General features: G+C 44.7%; 16 protein-coding genes. 9 read left to right on the top strand and 7 right to left on the bottom strand.

The window, feature by feature from the left end:
* Window positions 1–78: 78 nt before the first annotated feature.
* From rsmC to hemL, 3 genes are all read right to left on the bottom strand, one after another.
* The gene (gene rsmC, locus R7Q46_RS07825; RefSeq protein ID WP_132936916.1) at window positions 79–1,104 is read right to left on the bottom strand and encodes a 16S rRNA (guanine(1207)-N(2))-methyltransferase RsmC; all 1,026 of its coding nucleotides are present in this window, start codon (window positions 1,102–1,104) and stop codon (window positions 79–81) included.
* A gap of 76 nt (window positions 1,105–1,180) precedes the next feature.
* Window positions 1,181–2,266: an AI-2E family transporter gene (locus tag R7Q46_RS07820; RefSeq protein ID WP_005386541.1), complete on the bottom strand. Its 1,086-nt coding sequence runs from the start codon at window positions 2,264–2,266 to the stop codon at window positions 1,181–1,183.
* A gap of 345 nt (window positions 2,267–2,611) precedes the next feature.
* Window positions 2,612–3,907, bottom strand: coding sequence for a glutamate-1-semialdehyde 2,1-aminomutase (gene hemL / locus R7Q46_RS07815; protein ID WP_005380032.1), 1,296 nt, complete (start codon window positions 3,905–3,907; stop codon window positions 2,612–2,614).
* Window positions 3,908–4,153: 246 nt separating this feature from the next.
* Between hemL and erpA the strand changes: the two genes are divergently transcribed.
* From erpA to vmeK, 3 genes are all read left to right on the top strand, one after another.
* Entirely contained in the window at window positions 4,154–4,495 is a 342-nt protein-coding gene (erpA, locus tag R7Q46_RS07810) for an iron-sulfur cluster insertion protein ErpA (RefSeq protein ID WP_005380031.1), read from the top strand.
* 105 nt (window positions 4,496–4,600) lie between these two features.
* Window positions 4,601–5,716, top strand: a complete 1,116-nt coding sequence (locus R7Q46_RS07805; RefSeq protein WP_005386537.1) for an efflux RND transporter periplasmic adaptor subunit — start codon at window positions 4,601–4,603, stop codon at window positions 5,714–5,716.
* A 9-nt stretch (window positions 5,717–5,725) separates the two neighbouring features.
* Window positions 5,726–8,830 (top strand): multidrug efflux RND transporter permease subunit VmeK, encoded by a 3,105-nt coding sequence (gene vmeK, locus R7Q46_RS07800; protein ID WP_005380029.1) that lies wholly within the window; start codon window positions 5,726–5,728, stop codon window positions 8,828–8,830.
* Window positions 8,831–8,894: 64 nt separating this feature from the next.
* Here vmeK and R7Q46_RS07795 read toward each other — a convergent pair whose 3' ends face one another.
* Window positions 8,895–10,187 (bottom strand): peptidoglycan DD-metalloendopeptidase family protein, encoded by a 1,293-nt coding sequence (locus R7Q46_RS07795; protein WP_318077430.1) that lies wholly within the window; start codon window positions 10,185–10,187, stop codon window positions 8,895–8,897.
* Between the two features lie 130 nt (window positions 10,188–10,317).
* Between R7Q46_RS07795 and tyrS the strand changes: the two genes are divergently transcribed.
* Window positions 10,318–11,505, top strand: a complete 1,188-nt coding sequence (tyrS, locus tag R7Q46_RS07790; RefSeq protein ID WP_017820416.1) for a tyrosine--tRNA ligase — start codon at window positions 10,318–10,320, stop codon at window positions 11,503–11,505.
* A gap of 419 nt (window positions 11,506–11,924) precedes the next feature.
* Window positions 11,925–12,770: a magnesium transporter gene (locus R7Q46_RS07785; RefSeq protein ID WP_005380062.1), complete on the top strand. Its 846-nt coding sequence runs from the start codon at window positions 11,925–11,927 to the stop codon at window positions 12,768–12,770.
* Here R7Q46_RS07785 and dacB read toward each other — a convergent pair.
* Together dacB and R7Q46_RS07775 are read right to left on the bottom strand one after the other, a co-directional pair.
* Complete coding sequence (gene dacB, locus R7Q46_RS07780; protein ID WP_213871657.1) at window positions 12,749–14,170, bottom strand: serine-type D-Ala-D-Ala carboxypeptidase; 1,422 nt, start codon at window positions 14,168–14,170, stop codon at window positions 12,749–12,751. The genes R7Q46_RS07785 and dacB overlap by 22 nt on opposite strands.
* Before the next feature lie 186 nt (window positions 14,171–14,356).
* The gene (locus R7Q46_RS07775) at window positions 14,357–15,379 is read right to left on the bottom strand and encodes a porin (RefSeq protein ID WP_005380064.1); all 1,023 of its coding nucleotides are present in this window, start codon (window positions 15,377–15,379) and stop codon (window positions 14,357–14,359) included.
* A 545-nt stretch (window positions 15,380–15,924) separates the two neighbouring features.
* Here R7Q46_RS07775 and greA point away from each other — a divergent pair.
* A complete protein-coding gene (gene greA / locus R7Q46_RS07770; protein WP_005380065.1) occupies window positions 15,925–16,398 on the top strand; it encodes a transcription elongation factor GreA in 474 nt (157 codons plus the stop codon).
* Window positions 16,399–16,482: 84 nt separating this feature from the next.
* Here the strand turns inward: greA and yhbY are convergent, their stop codons facing one another.
* Window positions 16,483–16,779, bottom strand: a complete 297-nt coding sequence (gene yhbY, locus R7Q46_RS07765) for a ribosome assembly RNA-binding protein YhbY (protein ID WP_005380066.1) — start codon at window positions 16,777–16,779, stop codon at window positions 16,483–16,485.
* Between the two features lie 138 nt (window positions 16,780–16,917).
* Between yhbY and rlmE the strand changes: the two genes are divergently transcribed.
* The 3 genes from rlmE to folP all read left to right on the top strand — a co-directional run bounded on the left by rlmE (window position 16,918) and on the right by folP (window position 20,512).
* Window positions 16,918–17,547: a 23S rRNA (uridine(2552)-2'-O)-methyltransferase RlmE gene (gene rlmE / locus R7Q46_RS07760; RefSeq protein WP_005388985.1), complete on the top strand. Its 630-nt coding sequence runs from the start codon at window positions 16,918–16,920 to the stop codon at window positions 17,545–17,547.
* 108 nt (window positions 17,548–17,655) lie between these two features.
* Complete coding sequence (ftsH, locus tag R7Q46_RS07755; protein ID WP_017635895.1) at window positions 17,656–19,629, top strand: ATP-dependent zinc metalloprotease FtsH; 1,974 nt, start codon at window positions 17,656–17,658, stop codon at window positions 19,627–19,629.
* A 52-nt stretch (window positions 19,630–19,681) separates the two neighbouring features.
* Window positions 19,682–20,512, top strand: coding sequence for a dihydropteroate synthase (gene folP, locus R7Q46_RS07750; RefSeq protein ID WP_017820419.1), 831 nt, complete (start codon window positions 19,682–19,684; stop codon window positions 20,510–20,512).
* Window position 20,513 lies beyond the last annotated feature (1 nt).

Raw genomic sequence — 20,513 nt, 5'->3', positions numbered from 1 at the left:
CAGGGTGACGCAGTTTTTCTTATGAGTGTTGAATTTATGAGAAAAAATCGCGCAGGTTTGTGCCTGCGCGGGGGGAAGTTATGATTTTTTCGCGTAGTAGATAGAAAATTTATTGGTCTTATTTAGCGTCTCGCAATTATTAAACGCCCGCTCGATAATTGGTGGGTATTTTAAGAAGCTATTCGCGACAATCACCATTTCACCGTCTTTGGTTAGATATTGTGGTGCCTGGCCCAACAAGGTTTCCGCTGCGTTGTAATTTGTGTCTAAACCACTGTGGAATGGCGGGTTGCTGACGATAAAGCGGTAGTCTTTTGCGGTATCCGAGTATATATCTGATGCAAATACGCGTCCGGATAAACCATTCGCTTCTAATGTGGCTTGGCTAGAAGTGATCGCATAAGCATTAATGTCACACATCTCAATCGCGATCTCTGGATTCGCTTTCGCCATAAACGCACCGAGCACACCTGCACCACAACCAAAGTCGAGCACTTTGCCCGACAGCTTAGGTAAGGTTTCAAGCAGCAATCGGCTACCTAAGTCGAACTCGCCATGGCTGAATACGCCAGGTAGGCTCTTAACCGCTAGCGACTGCTCACCGAGTGTAACAGTGTAAGACTTAAACCAATCTGCTTGGTTGAAAGGTTTTGGTTCATTGAGGCAATTACCCCAGTAAAATGAGCAGCGACGAGCAGAGTCGTACTTGTTCACAGGGCCGTATTCTTGGAACATCTTCTCGATGCTCTTGATGCCGGAGCGGTTTTCACCAACGATGACGATTTCGGTGTTAATGCCCAGTTTCGCCATCAACATCGCCAGCAAGTATTCTGCTTCGGCTTTTGCTTTTGGCCAGTATAAAAGGACCATGTCTGCTTTTGTTTCGGCATCAAACACAGAGCCAAAATGACTTTTCACTTTGTCAGAGGTTTGAATTTGGCGGTAGTAGCTATAGTTGGAAGTAAACACTTCAACAGACTCACAATGAGCCACTAACTCAAGAGGAAATAGGTCTTCAACTTCACCAGCGACTAAAACGTGTTTTCCGTTGAAGTATTCAAGTTGGCGCTGAGCTATTTGGCTAGGAGCGATATAAGCAGACATAAATTTGGTTCATCAGAAATAATTTGGGGCAGATTTTCGCACAATCTGCCCCAAGCTTGAAGTGATTAAGCGGTGACTAGCTGTTGTCTTGTTGGTTAAGGAAGTCTTTGAATTCTTCCTCGTAGATATTAAACAGTACCATGGTCACGGCAAAAATAAGTGGGCCGTAGATAAGACCAATCAAACCAAACAGATGCAGACCACCCAGTAATGAGAAGAAAATCATAAGGGTATTCATGCCGGCGCTGCCTTGCATTAGCAACGGACGCAATAGGTTATCTATAGAGCCAACGACAACTACACTCCACACCGTCAAGAAGATAGCCCAAGTCATATCGCCTGTTAAGAACAAGTACGCTGCTGCAGGAATCCAGATTAGTGCGGTTCCTACCACTGGAATGAATGATGCAAAGCCCATCATCGTTCCCCAAAATAGCCCAGGGAAGCCAGCTAGCCACATACCGATGCCGCCAGCCAAACCTTGAGCAATCGCTGTCATGAATGAGCCCATCACGGCTGATTTAGAAACTTGCTCTATCTCTGTCAATATGCGGTCTTCTTGGCTACGTGAGAGTGGCAGGATATGACGAATCGCAGAGATAATTTTGTCGTGGTCACGAAGCAGAAAAAACAGCACAAACAGCATCAGGAAGAAGTTCATTAGGAAGTTGGTTGCGTCTCCTAAAATCTTTGCGCTGATAGCGACTAAGTTAGAGCCAAACGATGTGGCAAATTGACCAATTTTCTCAGCAATGGCTTTGGGCTCGATTTTATCAAAAGGTAAGTACTCATTAACAATCGCTAAGCCTTTGATAACGAAAGGATGTTGGAATATATCTTGGATACCACCATTGGTAACCCAATTATATGTATTTTGTGAGAAAACAGAGCCTTGCTGAACAATGGCGGCAAACACAAATAAAAGCGGGATAACAATAATAAACGTCAAGACGACACATGACAGCAGTGCTGCCATATTTGGGTGCTTGGGAATTTTCTGCTCAAACCATTCGTGTATCGGAAACATGAGCAAAGAAATGATAAAAGCCATCACAATGGAATTGATATATGGCTCAACCAATAAGTAGCAAGCAAAAGCAGCGGCGAGTAAAGCAACCATTAGTACTCGGTGACTCGACGTTATTTTTACATTATTTGGCATGGTATTAGTCCAACTTACAGGTGACGTTTACGGTTTATGCCTTCAATGATGGCGTGTAACCTTTATTACTTTGCACTCTTAACTCTTTCAAGCTTATGACAATGCCGAATTAGAGCAGGGCGATGTACCTTGCTATAATGACTACAAATCAGTCGGTTATCAATCAAGAGATGAGCTATGGGTTGTTGCAACGGTGATAAAAAGTGTCAAACTGAGAAAAAAGCTAAGCGAATACCGTGGTTTGGCATTGTCGTTGGGGTATTAGCGATATTGGTTATTTTGAATTGGCAATAAAAAAGGACCGTTACGGTCCTTTTCTAAATGCGTTATCGCCGTTTTTAGCGATTATTTCGCTTCTTCTGCAAGAACAGCAAAACAGCGGTCAGCAGCTTCTAGTGTGGCATCAATCTCTTTTGAACCATGAGCGAGTGAAGTAAAGCTCGCTTCAAACGCAGATGGCGCAAGGTAGACACCGTGTTTTAGCATTAAGTGGAAGAAACGCTTGAAGCGTTCTACATCGCACTTCGTTACGTCTTCGTAGCAAGTTACTTTTTCTTGGTCAGTGAAGAAGAAGCCGAACATACCGCCCACTTGGTTAACAACTAGCGGAATACCGTGTTTTTCTGCTAGAGACTTAAAGCCTTCAGCAAGTTGTTTCGTTTTAGAAGCTAGGCGCTTTTCGTTGCCTTCTTCTTTTAGAAGGTTCAAACATGCGTAGCCTGCTGCCATTGCGACAGGGTTACCGGAAAGGGTACCAGCTTGGTAAACTGGGCCTGTAGGTGCAACGTATTGCATCACTTCTTTACGGCCACCGAAAGCACCTACTGGCATACCGCCACCAATCACTTTACCCAGTGTCGTTAGGTCGGGTTTGATGTTGTAGTGTGCTTGCGCGCCGCCTAGAGCAACACGGAAGCCTGTCATTACTTCATCAAAAATTAGTAGCGCGCCTTCTTGGTCACAGATTTCACGTAGCCCTTCGTGGAAGCCTTCCACTGGTGGAATACAGTTCATGTTGCCTGCTACTGGCTCAACGATGATACAAGCAATTTCGCCTTTGTTAGCAGCAAATAGCTCGCGTACAGAATCTAGGTCGTTGAATGTTGCTGTTAGCGTGTGCTTAGCAAAATCTGCAGGAACGCCAGGAGAGCTTGGTTGGCCTAGAGTTAGTGCTCCAGAACCTGCTTTTACTAGCAAGCTGTCAGCGTGGCCGTGGTAACAACCTTCAAATTTCATGATCTTGTCGCGACCGGTGAAGCCACGTGCAAGGCGAATCGCGCTCATAGTAGCTTCAGTACCAGAACTTACCATGCGGATTTGCTCCATTGATGGAACAAGCTCAGAAACTAATTCTGCCATCGCGATTTCAAGCTCTGTTGGCGCACCGAAGCTAAGACCGCGTTGCGCTGCATCAATTACTGCTTCGCGGATAACCGCGTGGTTGTGGCCAAGAATCATTGGACCCCAAGAGCCAACGTAATCAATATACGCTTTACCATCGGCATCAAAAATCAGTGGACCGTCTGCTCGTTCGATAAATAGCGGAGAGCCGCCAACGCCGTTGAATGCACGAACTGGTGAATTGACACCGCCAGGGATGGTTTGCTGAGCTTTTTGATACAGCTCTGATGATTTGGTCATGGGGTTATCCTCTTTTGATTGCTCGGACCAAGTGGAGCGCATTGTACCTAGCTATAATCAAGTTAGAAACGTTTTGCTTAATTTATGTGTTGTTTCGCAGTGTAATCTTATATATCCGCATCTGTTATAAAGAATCGGCGGCGAATACTTGAACGAGTTTGTCAGGTATTGGATAATCGTCTCAATTAGCACAAATTTGACGTCTTGCTTCAGGCTTGACGCATTACACGAGTGAGAGAGGTCTTCGTGAGCGAAGTAAACGTACCATTATCTTTTTCTGACGCAGCAGCATCTCGCGTTAAAGCATTGATTGCTGAAGAAGAAAACCCAGCATTGAAACTGCGCGTATACATTACTGGCGGCGGCTGCAGCGGCTTCCAATACGGCTTTACTTTTGATGAAAATGTAAACGAAGGCGATACGACAATCGTAAACAGTGGTGTAACACTGGTTGTAGACCCTATGAGTCTGCAATATCTCGTTGGCGGTATTGTTGACTACACAGAAGGGTTGGAAGGAGCGCGCTTCTTCGTAAATAATCCAAATGCAACGACAACATGTGGTTGTGGTGCATCGTTCAGTGTGTAATTAACACCTAACAGGCAGCTAATGGCTGCCTGTGCTTTATGTAGAAGGATGTCACGTAAAGCGCACGCTCGCAGATATGCAGAGAAATAATAAAAAGGACTTTATATGTCTGGACTTTCTTTTGGACGCCGAATTGTCGAGCGCCCTTGGCTAGTATCTCTTATCCTCGTCTTACTTCTTGTTGCATGGCTAACCATCGGCCAACTCAAAGCACAAGATGATCATCCTAACTCTTCAACATCCACGAACACGACACCACTTGCAAAGGTGATGTTTGATACTTTTCTTGCCGAACCTACCAGTAAAACCATTGAATTGTATGGACGAACAGCGCCCAATCGTCAAGCGCGTCTTGGCGCCGAAGTTGCCGGTAAAATAGTCAGTCTTAACATAAAGAAAGGCCAAGCGGTCAAACAGGGACAAGTGATCGCAAACATCGATAAGCGCGACCTTGGCATTCAACTTAAACGGGCCCAGGCGATGCTGTTGGTTAAAGAGAAAGAGTTTAATGCAGCTAAATCGCTAAAAAGTCGTGGACTGCAAGGTGAGGTTGCATTTGCGACAGCGCAAGCAGCGTTGGTAGATGCACGTGCGAATTTGAGTAACGTGCAAACGGCTTTAAGAAATACTGAGGTTAAAGCGCCATTTGATGGCATCGTAGATCACCACTTTGTTGAGTTAGGTGATTTTGTCGGGATTGGCGATCCTATTGCGACGGTCATTGATTTGGATACTTTAGTGATTGAAGCCGATGTCAGTGAACGGCATATACAATACCTTAAGGAAGGCCTAGAAGCCGACGTAAGAACCATTAACCAACAGCATCATCAAGGTCGTGTGCGCTACATTGGACGTGTTTCTTCTGCTTCTACTAATACATTTCCAATTGAAATCGAAATTGATAATCAAGACGCAAGAATTCCTGCCGGTATGAGCGCAGAAGTACAGCTGCCTTTGAGTGAAGTGTTGGCAGTAAAGATTACGGCTGCCATGTTAGCACTAGATGAAGAAGGTAACTTAGGTGTCAAGACACTGCGTAATGAGTATGTTGAGTTTGTTCCAATTCAACTCGTTAAGGCCGAGGATGATGGTGTGTGGCTCTCTGGGTTAGGAGAGCGTGCAGATATTATCGTGCTGGGACAAGGTTTTGTGCGAGATGGTGATCAAGTACTGGCCAATAAAGTTGATGACGTAGTTGTTGAAGCGGCTAGTGAGCAGTAAGGAGCACTTATGTACACTCTGATTGATGCTGCGTTATCCCGCGCTCGCACCATGCTGACATTACTGGTGATGATCTTAATTGCCGGTGTCATTACTTACGTCACTATCCCCAAGGAATCGAGCCCTGATATTACCATTCCGATCATTTATGTTTCTGTTGGACATCAAGGTATTTCTCCTGTCGATGCCGAGCGTTTATTGGTTCGTCCAATAGAGCAAGAGCTGCGTTCTATTGAAGGCGTAAAAGAGATGACCTCTGTGGCATCAGAAGGTCATGCTTCGGTGACGCTGGAATTTAGTGTCGGAGTGGATCTTGATAAAGCGATGGCAGATGTGCGTGATGCGGTTGATCTTGCGAAGCCAAAGTTACCAGAGGACAGTGATGAGCCGACGGTAAACGAAGTCACGTTTGCATCTGAAGAGCCTGTTTTGACCGTTGTGCTCTATGGCACCGTACCAGAGCGAACCATTGTTCAGATTGCCAGAACGTTACGTGATCGTTTGGAAAGTTTCCGTCAGGTTCTTGAGGTTGAAATCGCAGGAGATCGCGAAGACATCGTGGAGATAGTTGTCGATCCGCTATTGATGGAAAGCTACGGTCTCGATCAAGCGGATATCTATAATTTAATTGCCTTGAATAACCGAGTTGTGGCAGCGGGGTTTGTCGATACTGGGTATGGACGCTTTTCGGTAAAAGTCCCATCGGTTTTTGATTCACTGAAAGATGTGCTTGAACTACCGATCAAGGTGAATGGCAAAGAGGTGATCACTTTTGGCGATGTGGCGACAGTACGACGTGCATTTCGCGATCCTGAAAGTTTTGCTCGTTTAGATGGCGAATCTGCCATCGTTTTGGATGTAAAAAAACGGGCAGGGGAAAACATTATTGAAACGGTTGAGCTGGTAAAAGAAGTACTGGCTCAGGGACAGAAGCGTGCCGAGTGGCCCGACAATTTGCAAGTTAAATACACTTGGGATCAATCCGACGATGTCAAATTGATGCTCAGTGATCTACAAAACAATATCTTATCCGCAATTATCCTCGTAGTTATCGTCATTATTGCCATATTGGGGGTTAGGACCGCGCTTCTCGTGGGGATTTCTATTCCAGGATCGTTCTTGACTGGGTTGTTGGTGTTATCGGTATTTGGGCTGACGGTCAATATCGTCGTACTGTTTGCTTTAATTATGGCAGTAGGCATGTTGGTGGATGGTGCCATTGTGGTGACAGAGTTTGCAGATCGGCGCATGCAAGAAGGAACGCCACGTAAAGAAGCCTATCGAGATGCAGCAAAGCGAATGGCCTGGCCTATTACTGCATCCACAGCAACCACATTGGCTGCGTTTGCTCCGTTACTTTTCTGGCCAGACATTACTGGTGAGTTCATGAAGTACTTACCACTTACTTTAATTGCTACTTTGGCCGCTTCGCTGATGATGGCTTTATTGTTCGTTCCTGTCATCGGTGGGATCATTGGCAAGCCTCAAGTCGTCAATCAGAAAGCTCAGCGAGAAATGGTTGAGCTGCATAACGGCAACTTTGAAAAAGCGACAGGCATTACCAAGCTTTATTACCAGACTCTGTCGGTAGCGATTCGTCATCCATGGAAAGTCTTACTCAGCGCGATACTGCTAGCGGCAGGTGTCGGCTTCACTTACAACAAAGCTGGCTTGGGTGCAGAGTTTTTCCCTGAGGTGGACCCTGCCTTTTTTACCGTTAAAGTTCGTTCTTATGGTGACCTGTCTATTCACGAAAAAGATGTTGTTATGCGCGAAATCGAGAAGGTGATGCTCGGTCATGACGAGTTTGAAAGTGTCTACACGCGCACAGGATCGAGCGATAATGGGGACGAGATTGGCCAGATTCAAATAACCCCTGTGGATTGGCAGTATCGACGCAAAGTGAAAACCATTATTGAGGAACTAAAAGAGACGACAGACCGCTTTTATGGTGTTGAACTTGAGTATAAATTCCCGGACGCAGGACCGCCTGTCGAGCATGATCTCGTGATTGAAGTGTCATCACGAAATTTGAGTGTTAGTGCGTTAGATGAAGCAGCCAAAAAAGTACGACATTGGGCTGATGGTAATCCTGCACTGACCAACTTGAGTGATACCACTAATAAGGAAGGGATTGATTGGCAAATTGATATCCAGCGAGATGACGCCTCTCGCTTTGCAGCGGATGCTACTTTAGTCGGGAATACCGTCCAGTTTGTTACGAACGGCTTGAAAATAGGCGATTATTTGCCCGATGATGCGGATGAAGAAGTCGATATTTTGGTGCGCTATCCGCAAGATAAGCGCGACATAGGTCGATTTGATCAACTGAGAGTGAAAACGGCAGCTGGTCTGGTACCGATTACGAATTTTGCTCAAATCAAACCAGATCATAAGCAAGACACTATTCGTCGGGTCGACGGTCATCGAGTTATCAATATTAAAGCGGATATGGTGGAAGGTTACAATTTGGCGCTTGAGTTACCTAAGATTGCCGCTGGAATGGAACAGCTCGACTTACCGGAAGGCATTGAATATAAGATTCGGGGTCAAAATGAAGAGCAGGAAAACTCATCAGCATTCTTGCAAAATGCTTTTATTGTCGCGCTTGGTGTGATGGCTTTGATTTTAATTACGCAGTTTAATAGCTTTTATCAAGCTTTCTTAATCCTTAGTGCAGTGCTGTTTTCTACCGTTGGTGTCTTCGCTGGGTTACTTATTTTCCAAAAGCCATTTGGCATCATTATGTCGGGAATTGGAGTGATTGCGTTGGCTGGTATCGTGGTAAACAATAATATTGTTTTAATCGATACTTATAATCAGATGCGTAAACGTGGTTTAGAAAAATCTGAGGCTATTTTGCGTACGGGTGTGCAGCGTTTAAGACCCGTTTTACTTACGACGGTGACCACCATATTAGGCTTATTGCCAATGGTGTTAGAAATGAACATCGACTTAGTTAATCAGAAAGTGGAGTTTGGCGCACCAAGCACTCAATGGTGGTCTCAGCTTGCGACCGCTGTCGCGGGTGGTTTGGCGTTTGCGACTTTGCTAACGTTAGTTCTGACACCGTGTTTGCTTATGCTCGGGAGAGAGCATCACTCCGAACAGTAAGCTTTATCGTGATGATATCGACAAAACAAAAAGGGCAGCTTCGCTGCCCTTTTCAATACCTGGCTTACTTCATTGCTAGCAGTTTGCTGTAGCGTTCAAGCTTGTCCATGCTAATTTTCGCGTTTGCCATGAAAGTTTGTCTCGCTTTGCCTGTCAGGGATTTAGATTGTGGCAAATTCACCGTGCGCGGGTTTTTATGGACACCATTCACAAGGAACTCATAGTGCAGGTGAGGGCCAGTTACACGGCCAGTTCCGCCAAGCGTACCGATGGTTTGGCCTTGCTTAACGCGTTGACCAGCTCGTACAGTACGTTTGGTTAAGTGCAGGTACTTGGTAATGTAAGTATTGCTATGTTTAATGAAAACGTAGTTACCATTAAATTTGTTGTAAGACGATTTTTGAACAACGCCATCACCAGCCGCCCAAATCGGGGTGCCCACTGGTGCTGCATAGTCCGTGCCTCTATGAGGACGAACGCGTCCCGTCACTGGATGTAAGCGGCGTGGGTTGAAATTAGACGAAACTCGACGGAAGTCCAACGGCGCGCGTAAGAATGCTTTTTTCATTGCACGCCCATTTTCGTCGTAATACTTGCCACTTTTCTGATCCAATATTGCGGTAAAGGTATCGCCTTGGTTTTTAAAGATCGCAGCAATGATTTTTCCACGGCCGATTACTTCACCTTCTACCACTTCCTCTTGGTAAAGTACTCGGAAGCTGTCGTTTTTACGAATATCTAAAGCAAAGTCGATGTCCCAACCAAATATGCCAGCCAGTTCCATGATTTGGTTACCATTTAATCCAGAAGATATTCCTGCATTCCAAAAGTTTGATTTGATGGTGGCTTCAGCGTAGTTGTACTGGAAGTCGACTTCTTTTTTATCAACTTCAGAAACGTACTTGCCGTCTTTTAATGTGATACGAAAAGTCTCGAACGCGCTTAGTGTTCTTCTTAGCTGCACCAAGTTGTTATTTTCGTCAAAACCAAATTGCAATCGGTCACCAGGTCGAAGCCGAGTTAACTGTTTTTCCACTTCTTTGTCTGATGAGACCAGTTCATGTAATAGACGAGCAGAAAGTCCTACGCGACTAAATAAGATGGCAGCACTCTCGCCATTTTTTACTTTGTATGTTTCCCAGCGCAGCACGGCAGGAACCGCAGGCGATGAACTATTTAGTGCACTGAGTTCGAGGGAAACTGGCACAGGATAATGTTGACCAACTTTTAATCGGCTTTGTTGCGGGTTGAGGTCTTGCGGATCGGGCAGAAAGAACAGTGCAATGATGATCAGAGCACTAAAAAACCCGATCAATACTTTGTGCAAGAGTGGAAGTCGGACAAAAATCGAATGCATGAGGTACTTGATTGCTAAATTAAACGGAAAAAGTGACAACTACCTAGTCTAACGTGTTTCAAAATGCATCGCTATTCAAGTAATATGTTCAGCTATTATATTTTTGCCAAATCTGTGGGAGTGAACAAGAATGGCGAGCATTGAAGCTGCACTAGCCGAGATTAAGCGCGGTGTTGAAGAGCTGATTCCAGAAGAAGAGCTAATCGCAAAACTAAAAGAAGACCGTCCTCTACGTATTAAATTGGGCGCCGATCCAACAGCACCTGACATTCACCTAGGCCATACGGTTATTTTCAATAAGCTTCGCTTGTTCCAAGAACTAGGTCATGAAGTGACGTTCCTAATCGGTGACTTCACTGCAATGGTTGGTGACCCAACAGGTAAAAACACAACTCGTCCACCGCTAAGTCGCGAAGACGTATTGCGTAACGCTGAAACGTACAAAGAGCAAGTGTTCAAAATTCTCGATCCTGCAAAGACTAAAATTCAGTTTAACTCTGAGTGGCTGTCTGAACTGGGCGCAGAAGGTATGATTCGCCTTGCGGCAAACCAAACCGTTGCTCGTATGCTAGAGCGTGACGACTTTAAAAAGCGTTACGCGGGTGGTCAGCCAATTGCTATTCATGAGTTCATGTACCCACTTCTACAAGGCTGGGACTCAGTAGCAATGGAAACGGATGTTGAATTAGGTGGTACAGACCAGAAGTTCAACCTTCTAATGGGTCGTGAACTGCAAAAGTCTCACGGTCAAAAACCTCAGGTTGTACTGATGATGCCGCTTCTAGTGGGCCTTGATGGCGAGAAGAAGATGTCTAAGTCAGCAAACAACTACATCGGTATCAGCGAAGCGCCAAGCGAAATGTTTGGTAAAATCATGTCTATTTCTGATGACCTAATGTGGAGCTACTACGAGCTGCTCTCTTTCCGTCCTCTGGAAGAGATTGCTCAATTCAAAGCTGATGTAGAAGCGGGCAAAAACCCTCGTGACATCAAAGTATTGCTAGCAAAAGAAATTATTGCTCGTTTCCACAGTGAAGCCGATGCCGATGCAGCAGAGCAAGAATTCGTAAACCGTTTTGCGAAGAACCAAATTCCTGATGAAATGCCAGAGTTTGACTTTGACGCAGGTCGCCCAGTGAGTAATCTGTTGAAAGAAGCAGGCTTATGTCCATCATCGTCAGATGCGATGCGCATGGTTAAGCAGGGCGCTGTGAAGATTGATGGTGAAAAAATTGCGGACAGCAAATTTGCTCCAGAAGCGGGTACTTACGTGTTCCAAGTAGGCAAACGTAAATTTGCTCGTATTACTATTCAGTAATTCATAATGACTGCAAATGAAAGCGTCCGAAGGGCGCTTTTTTTGTATGAAAATTTAGCAAAAACGGCAAAGTAAAACTTCCATACCTGATGAACTTTGCTACTATACTTGCGCTGCCAATAATGGCAGCGCTATCGGAGATTTACATGAACAATACCGACCATCCTCCCAGTCGTTGGGTGAGTAAGATTAAGGGAGCGAAATAACCCGCTTCGGTATTGGCGATCTCCGCCTTACCTAAGTGGTGAGGCATCTTTTCTAATTTTCTTCTCGTTATTTCCTTCATACATTCTGAATAGACAGTGCATTGGCATTGGTTTTCTCTGTGCATCTTAATTGTTGTCTGACTTTTAGCGTGCGAGAGTGGCTTTTTCATGCTTTGTCGATGGTCGTTACCAATGCCAATCGGGAGATTCGCCATGACGGTAATGAACAACACTTTTATTGAAACAACACCAAACTTTTCTGAAGTAGAAATTGGTGCAGCTCGCAATGCATTCTTGCAGTACGAGCAAGAGCAACAAGTCCATTTGCTTACGGTTATGCCGATTGATGAGGCTGTAGGTATTTTACAGCATTGCTCTGTCGGCTATGTGAATAGTCTTATTGCTCAACTTGAGCAAGCAGGTCATGACAAACGCGCACGTCATTATGCTCACCAACTGGGTCTGCATATGTCTGAAGTTGATACACCCGATGGTTATTTATCAACTAGTGTTTTAGGGCATGTAAAACAGCGTATTGGATGGATCATTGCGTTGGCTCTTTTAGGGATAGTGTCAGGCTTGATCATCGCTCAGTATGAGGACACCCTTAGTCAGCTTGTTTTACTTGCAGTGTACATGCCAGTGATTGCAGCTGCTGGTGGTAACACAGGAACACAAGCAGCAACTTTGGTGATTCGTGCTCTTGCTACTGGAGAGTTAAAAAAACGCCAATGGTTAGAAGTTTTGTGGAAAGAGAGCCGAGTCGCTCTATTTATTGCGCTAGCAATCGCTATCGTGATGATTGGACGCATTATGTTATTTAGTGCAGGACAATCAACAGGAGGCTTTGAACTGACCGATATCGCACTGGCAATAGCAGTTGCGCTGTTCATTCAAGTCACCATTTCTACAACATTGGGCGGGCTGTTGCCAATTATTGCACGAGCTTGCAAGTTGGACCCAGCCGTATTGGTGAGTCCAGTTCTTGCGTCTATCGTCGATATTTCAGGAATGTGGATTTACTTTAACGTGGTGAACTATTTCTTAGGTATTGCCTGACTAAAGTTCACAATGTCATTGTAAAAAAGCTGCTCAAAATGTGTAATCGGGGCGATGACAGGTGTGTTGTCGTCCCGTTTGTCTGGGAAGTAGTCTGAAACAAACTGAACAAAAATGGTGTTAGGTTGACCATTTTTATCCAAGCCATATCCAGCCATATTGTAAGTCCCGTAGATAGAGCCACTTTTCGCGATCAGCTGTCCTTTAATTGGAAGTTTTCGCATACTTTGTCGGTACTTTAATGTGCCGGATTCACCTGATTTCGGCATGATGGCAATCAATTTGAGTTCGTTTTCATGCTTCCAAATATAGCGCAGCATTTCAGCCATCTTGGTCGCGGAGATCCGGTTATTTCGCGAAAGCCCTGAGCCGTCTTCTAGGCGCGCATTACGAATATCAATACCAGTGTTGGCGAAAATGATCTGCTTGATCGCTTCTGTCCCGTTAGTAAAACTGCCTGGCTGAACGAAAAATTTAGCACCAAGTGTTTTGGTTAATGTGTCGGCAATCAAGTTGTCAGAGTTTTTGAGCATATCTTCAAGAATGTCTGGTAAGGCCTTTGATTGATGCATTGCGATGAGCTTTCGCTGCTTTTCTGGCGCCGTACCGACCCTAATCTTTCCTGATACCCCAATGTTGAGCTCCTTGAGCAAAGTCGCCAACCTTTGACTGGTGTAACGCTCAGGGTCTTGAACCGCAAATTTCAGTGGCAATGGTTTGTCTCTTTCAACCAAGCACCCTGTTAGCTTGTAGTTGTTATCGGGATTTGCAACTAAACCTAAGTCACAATGACGACTTTTCTTAATGGTTTTAGAAACTGTTTCTACGGTACTTGTGACACGAATAGGTTGATGCTCTGGTACGTAGACCCGCGTTCCACCATCTTTTTGTGTATAGATAGAGGCTTGTACACAGTTGTTATTGAGTGTGATGGTCGATGCCGGAGCGCTGTAGCAAACTCCCAAGATATCCCATGGCCAGCCCACCGCACGGTTATAACCAGTGAATGCGCTGTTATCGAGCCATAGGTCACCGTTAATCCGTTTTAAGCCATTTTTCTTAGCTAGAGTGAGGAGTGATTTTAAGTCGTTGGTTTGGAGTGTTGGGTCGCCGACAAAGTAAATCACTGCATCTGAGTTCGACGTTTCCAGCTTGGTTCGAAACCGGAAATTATCACCCAGTTCTAGCTTTGCGGCTAATGCGGTGACGATTTTTAATGTACTCGCTGGTGGGAACAGTTGTTCGGTAGGATGAACACCGTCAAGCTCAGCATTTTCACTGAGTTTTTCCGCAACTAAACTGATGCGGGCGCCTTCAGGCAGCACTTCTTGATGAGGGTACGCTTGTGAAAAAGCAGAAAGTAATGAAGAGAATATGAGCAAGGGCCAACGTAAACGCATAATGATACTTTCTAAGGTGAGTTATGTGATTGAGTATACGCAAGTCCTTTCAATATGCTAGGTAACTAAAGAAATGCTTCAAATGTCTTCATGAATGAGACACGAGAGAAAGGCGCGCTGCTTAAAATTAAGTATAAAAAATGCCCGCTTAAAGCGGGCATTCGATATTCTAGTCAAAGACCGGAATTAGAAGTCGTAACGTAGACCTAGAGCTAGCTCGTCTTCAGCATCGATCTTAGTTGCAACTGTTTTGCTAGTGTCAGTTGAACCAAACTTGTCACCTGCATCAATCAGGTTGAAGTTGTAAGAAATGTAACCACGGAAGTTAGGCTTGAAGTAGTAAGAAGCATCAACAGCGAAGTTGTTTGCAGAAGTTTCGTTGTTAGTTTCTGCATTGTTGTATGATGTTGTAAATACTGTTTGGCCTAGAGTGTAAGCACCCGCTAGCTCGTAACCAGTGTAATCAACTGTGTTACTGTTGTTTGAATCTTCCATTTTCTCGCCGTCAGTGAATACACCAGCGAAGTAAAGATCAGACATTGTGTAAGATGCAGCTAGCATGTACTCGTTAGCTTTGTCTTGATCTGCGTAACCAGCACCTAGCTCAAGACCAGTGTCAGCTAGAGCGTAGATTGCAGATAGAGAGTAACCGTCTTGTTTGTTGTCGTAGTACTCACCAGTGTTTTTGTTTTCCATACGATCAGCGAAGCGGTAGCTTGCTTTTACGCTTAGGTTTTCAAACTGGCCTTTGTAAGCCATCATGTTGTCTGTACGGTCTGATACAGCTAGTTTGTCTGCTGCAGAGTTACCGTGGTAAGCCATGATATCTGTGAAGTCAGTGATAACGCCTAGTGCACCTTCAGTTTTACCGTATGCGAACTCACCGTAAGCACCGCCAAGACCAGCGTAAGCAAGACGAGTTTCTAGATCGCTCTTGTCGTCGCCGTCTACAGTACCGTTTTGAGCAGTCTCAAATTCACCTTCCCAGAAACCAACACCGTATAGGTTGTCATTGATTTCTTGTTTACCAAGGAAGTTTAGACGGATGCGAGATTTGTCTTGAGCGTCGCCATCTTTCATAGATAGACGTGCTTCAGCACGGCCGCCCATTTCTAGAGAAGTACCGTCTTGGTTGTAAAGTTCAGCTGCGTTTACGCCAGTTGCCATAGCTGCTGCAGATACAGAAAGAGCAATTAGAGTCTTTTTCATCTTATTTGTCCTAGTTAGCTGTCCATAATCATTGTTGTATGGGGGAGAGGTGATCTCTCACAAGTTGTTGGTCCAAAATTGGCTAATTGAGCGATATAGTTCGCACTTGTAAGCCATTGATCTAACAACTCGCTGGACATGTTTTACTGCTAAAGTTTCCGTATGAGTTAGTAAAATGATATAAATCCCACTGATGAACACTGTTCAATTGTGCGTTGTTTTTATTTAAATTACTGTTTTTGATTGAAATTATTGGCAATGACATTGGCCTGACATTGATTAGTTTTTATCTTTTTTGAGGTTTTTGGTGTAATGAACAGTGTTGTTTTTCAATAAATTGAGAAGGTGATTCGCCCTAGAACCGCTCTAAAAGTGAGTTATATCATTATGCCGAAAAGGCATAGTCTTGCTGTCTTTCGAATTAAGATGATTTCGTCCGGGAGTTTGTTTACACTAAACGAAATACATCTTTAAGCGCACTACCCAGTCCTATGACAGGGTGGGCTTTTTTTGTCCAAAGACCCATTTGGGCTTGAGGTTATAAAATGGAAAAAGTTCCAATGACACTACGTGGCGAGCAAAAGCTACGTGCAGAACTCGATCGTCTACTTAAACTACGTCCTCAGATCTCAGAGGCAATTGCTGAAGCTCGTGAGCTAGGTGATTTAAAAGAGAATGCTGAATATCACGCCGCTCGTGAAGAGCAGGGCATTTGTGAAGCACAAATCCGTGACATTGAATACAAACTGTCAGTTGCTCAAGTTATTGATGTAACGAAGATGGAGAACACGGGTAAAGTTATTTTTGGTTCAACCGTAACCTTGATTGATATCGACACCGAAGAAGAAAAAACGTACCAAATCGTTGGTGATGACGAAGCCGATATCAAAGCAGGTCGCATTTCAGTGAGCTCACCTATTGCTCGTGGCCTGATTGGTAAGATGGAAGGCGATGAAGTTGCTATTCAAACTCCGGGTGGCGCGAAAGACTTCGAAATTGACCGAGTAGAATATATCTAAGTCGTTTGGAGTAGCATTACTACTCTGATAAAACGCAAAAAGGTCGCCTCAGGCGACCTTTTTTCTTCAGCAACGTAAGTAGAGTTACTTACGAGGGATTTCGATTTTACGCTCTTCAGACTGGCGATATAGCACAAGCACTTTACCAATAGTCTGAACTTTTTCAGCGCCCGTCTCACGTACGATAGCGTCGATGATTAGCTGTTTTGTTTCACGATCTTCCGAAGCAACTTTTACTTTGATAAGTTCGTGATGGTTAAGAGCGATTTCAATTTCTGCTAGCACGGCTTCTGTAAGTCCATTTGCGCCCATTAGCACAACAGGTTTTAAACTGTGAGCTAGGCCTTTAAGGTGCTGCTTTTGTTTGGTGCTTAGGTTCATTACGCGGCCAATTTTCTTTAAAATAAGGGTTGAAAAAAGCTATTTTAACGCCATCTATTGCTGAAGACTATAATTTATTGAGTAATAGGTAGCGCCTATTAAAACAATAGCTCCAATTTGTGCCTTGTTGGGATTAAAATGAGTAAACAAAAACATTCGGCTAGTTCTGGTCGTTGGTTGAAAGAACACTTTGATGATAAATACGCGAATGAAGCCCGAAAAAAAGGCTACCGCTCACGTGCTTATTTCAAGATCGATGAGATTCAAACGAAAGATAAATTGTTAAAGCCTGGAATGACAGTCGTCGACTTGGGGGCTGCGCCGGGCGGATGGTCTCAATATGCTGCTAAGATAGTAGGGGACAGTGGTCAGATCATCGCGTGTGACTTGCTTCCTATGGACCCGATTGCTGGCGTTAGCTTTTTACAAGGCGACTTTCGTGATGATGCGGTATTGGAAGCTTTGCTAGAAAGGATCCAACCTTCCATGGTAGACGTAGTAATGTCTGATATGGCGCCTAACATCGCGGGAAACAATTCTGTTGATCAACCTCGCGCTATGTATTTAGTTGAATTAGCTTTAGATATGTGTCGACAAGTTCTAGCGCCTAATGGTAGCTTTGTCGTAAAGGTTTTCCAAGGGGAAGGCTTCGATCAGTATGTGAAAGAAGTCCGAGACATGTTTAAAGCCGTAAAAATTAGAAAACCAGACTCATCGCGAGCTCGCTCTCGAGAGGTCTTCGTCGTAGCCACTGGTTACAAAGGTTAACCATTTTGCTCTCTTGAGAGCGTGTTAACACTATAGCTACAGTTAATGAACTGTAGTACCCTACCTTTAATTACAATTAGTTATCGAGAGGCTTACACCTTGAGTGACATGGCAAAAAATTTAATTCTGTGGCTTGTTATCGCCGTCGTATTGATGTCGGTATTCCAGAGCTTTGGCCCTGGAGAAAGCAATGGCAGAACCGTGGATTACACCACGTTTGTACAGGAAGTTGGCCAAGGCCAGATTCAAGAAGCAACTTTTAAAGACGGTGAAATTAGCTTTGTTCGTCGTGGCGGCGGTGCCAAAATGGTCACTTACATGCCAGTGTATGACCAAAAGCTTCTAGATGACCTAATTAACCAAAACGTGAAAGTACAAGGCACGCCTCCAGAAGAGCAAAGCTTGCTGGGTACTATCTTCATCTCTTGGTTCCCAATGATCTTACTAATTGGTGTATGGATTTTCTTCATGCGTCAAATGCAAGGCGGCGGTGGTAAAGGCGCCATGTCTTTTGGTAAGAGTAAAGCTCGAATGATGAGCGAAGAACAAATCAAGACAACTTTTGCTGACGTTGCAGGTTGTGACGAAGCAAAAGAAGACGTGAAAGAGCTGGTGGACTACCTACGCGATCCAAGCCGCTTCCAAAAGCTGGGCGGTAAGATTCCAACGGGTGTTCTAATGGTTGGTCCTCCTGGTACGGGTAAAACGCTTCTAGCGAAAGCCATTGCCGGTGAGGCGAAAGTACCATTCTTTACTATCTCTGGTTCTGATTTCGTAGAAATGTTCGTTGGTGTTGGTGCATCTCGTGTGCGTGACATGTTTGAACAAGCAAAGAAAGCCGCACCTTGTATCATCTTTATCGATGAGATCGATGCGGTAGGTCGTCAACGTGGCGCAGGTGTTGGTGGTGGTCATGATGAACGTGAACAAACACTAAACCAAATGCTCGTTGAGATGGATGGTTTCGAAGGTAACGAAGGTATTATCGTTATCGCTGCGACTAACCGTCCGGACGTGCTAGACCCTGCGCTACTGCGTCCTGGTCGTTTTGACCGCCAAGTGGTAGTTGGTCTTCCAGATGTACGTGGCCGTGAACAGATCCTAAAAGTTCACATGCGTAAGGTCCCTCTAGCGGGTGATGTAGAGCCTTCTCTCATCGCACGTGGTACCCCAGGCTTCTCTGGTGCTGACCTAGCAAACTTAGTTAACGAAGCAGCCCTGTTTGCTGCGCGCGGTAACAAGCGCAACGTTTCTATGGTTGAGTTTGAACTGGCGAAAGACAAAATCATGATGGGTGCTGAGCGCCGTTCAATGGTGATGTCTGAGGAAGTGAAAGAGTCAACCGCATACCACGAAGCGGGTCACGCGATTGTTGGTCGCTTGGTTCCTGAACACGATCCAGTGTACAAAGTGTCTATCATTCCACGTGGTCGTGCGTTGGGTGTAACAATGTACCTTCCAGAGCAGGACCGCGTGAGTATGTCTCGCCAACACCTAGAATCAATGATTTCTAGCTTGTACGGTGGTCGTTTAGCAGAAGAACTTATCTACGGTGCTGACAAAGTATCAACCGGTGCTTCTAATGATATCGAGCGCGCAACAGATATTGCTCGTAAGATGGTTACTCAATGGGGTTTCTCTGAAAAGCTTGGCCCTCTGCTGTATGCAGAAGATGAAGGCGAAGTGTTCTTAGGGCGTAGTGTAACTCAGACTAAACATGTGTCTGACGATACAGCGAAGTTGATTGATGACGAAGTTCGTCAGATCATTGACCGCAACTACGATCGTGCGAAGAAGATTCTTCAAGAGAACATGGATATCATGCATGCGATGAAAGATGCGCTGATGAAGTATGAAACCATTGATGCTCGCCAGATTGATGACTTAATGGAGCGCAAAGCTGAAATTCGTGAGCCTGCGGGCTGGAGTGATAACTCAGCAAGCAAACCAGAAGACAGCGACAAGCCTCAAGCAAAGCAAGAAGTTAAAGAAGAAGCAACGGAGACTGCGAAAGATGCAGAACAGCCTAGCTCTTCTGAAACAACTTCTAACGAAGCGCCTGAAAAGAAAGACTCTGAATAAAGAGTATCGATAATATTAAACCCCGAGTTATCTCGGGGTTTTTGTGTTTATGATGATGATTACAGCAAATAACAAATCTTTGGACCTTTCGCGTCCACATGTCATGGCTATTCTAAATGTGACACCGGATTCCTTTTCGGATGGCGGTAAATACAACTCAATTGAACTTGCTCTTGCTCAAGTTGATAAAATGATAAAGGCTGGTGTAAGTATTGTTGATGTTGGTGGTGAATCGACAAGACCTGGTGCACCGGATGTGTCTTTGGAAGAAGAGCTTAGGCGTGTTGTCCCAGTAATCAAAGCCATTCGTGAAAAGTATGATGTGTGGATTTCCGTTGACACCAGTAAAGCGGAAGTGATGCGTCAAGCAATTGATGCTGGGGCTGATTTGATCAATGACATCCGTTCGCTGCAAGAGCCAGGTGCTCTGGAAGTCGCAGCAGAAGCAAACCTTCCAATTTGTCTGATGCATATGAAAGGTCAACCTAGGACCATGCAAGTTGACCCTCATTATGATGATTTAATGGGGGACGTGTCGGCTTTTCTAGAAGAACGTATCGCGGCGTGTGAAGCTGCAGGGATTGATAAATCTCAACTGATTCTCGATCCTGGGTTTGGCTTTGGCAAAACAATCGAACACAATTATCATATGCTTGCTCATCTTGAAAAGTTTCATGAATTCGGCCTGCCTATTTTGGCTGGCATGTCTCGTAAATCCATGATCTTCAAACTGTTAGACAAGCCAGCGGCAGAGTGTACGAACGCAAGTGTTGTTTGTGCTACGATTGCCGCGATGAAAGGTGCGCAGATCATTCGCGTGCATGACTTTGAAGAGACAATCGAAGCGATGAAAGTTGTTGAGATGACTAAAAACAATATTTAAA

It is taken from the genome of Vibrio sp. 811 (assembly GCF_033339195.1).
This window is presented reverse-complemented; position numbering and strand designations above follow the sequence as displayed.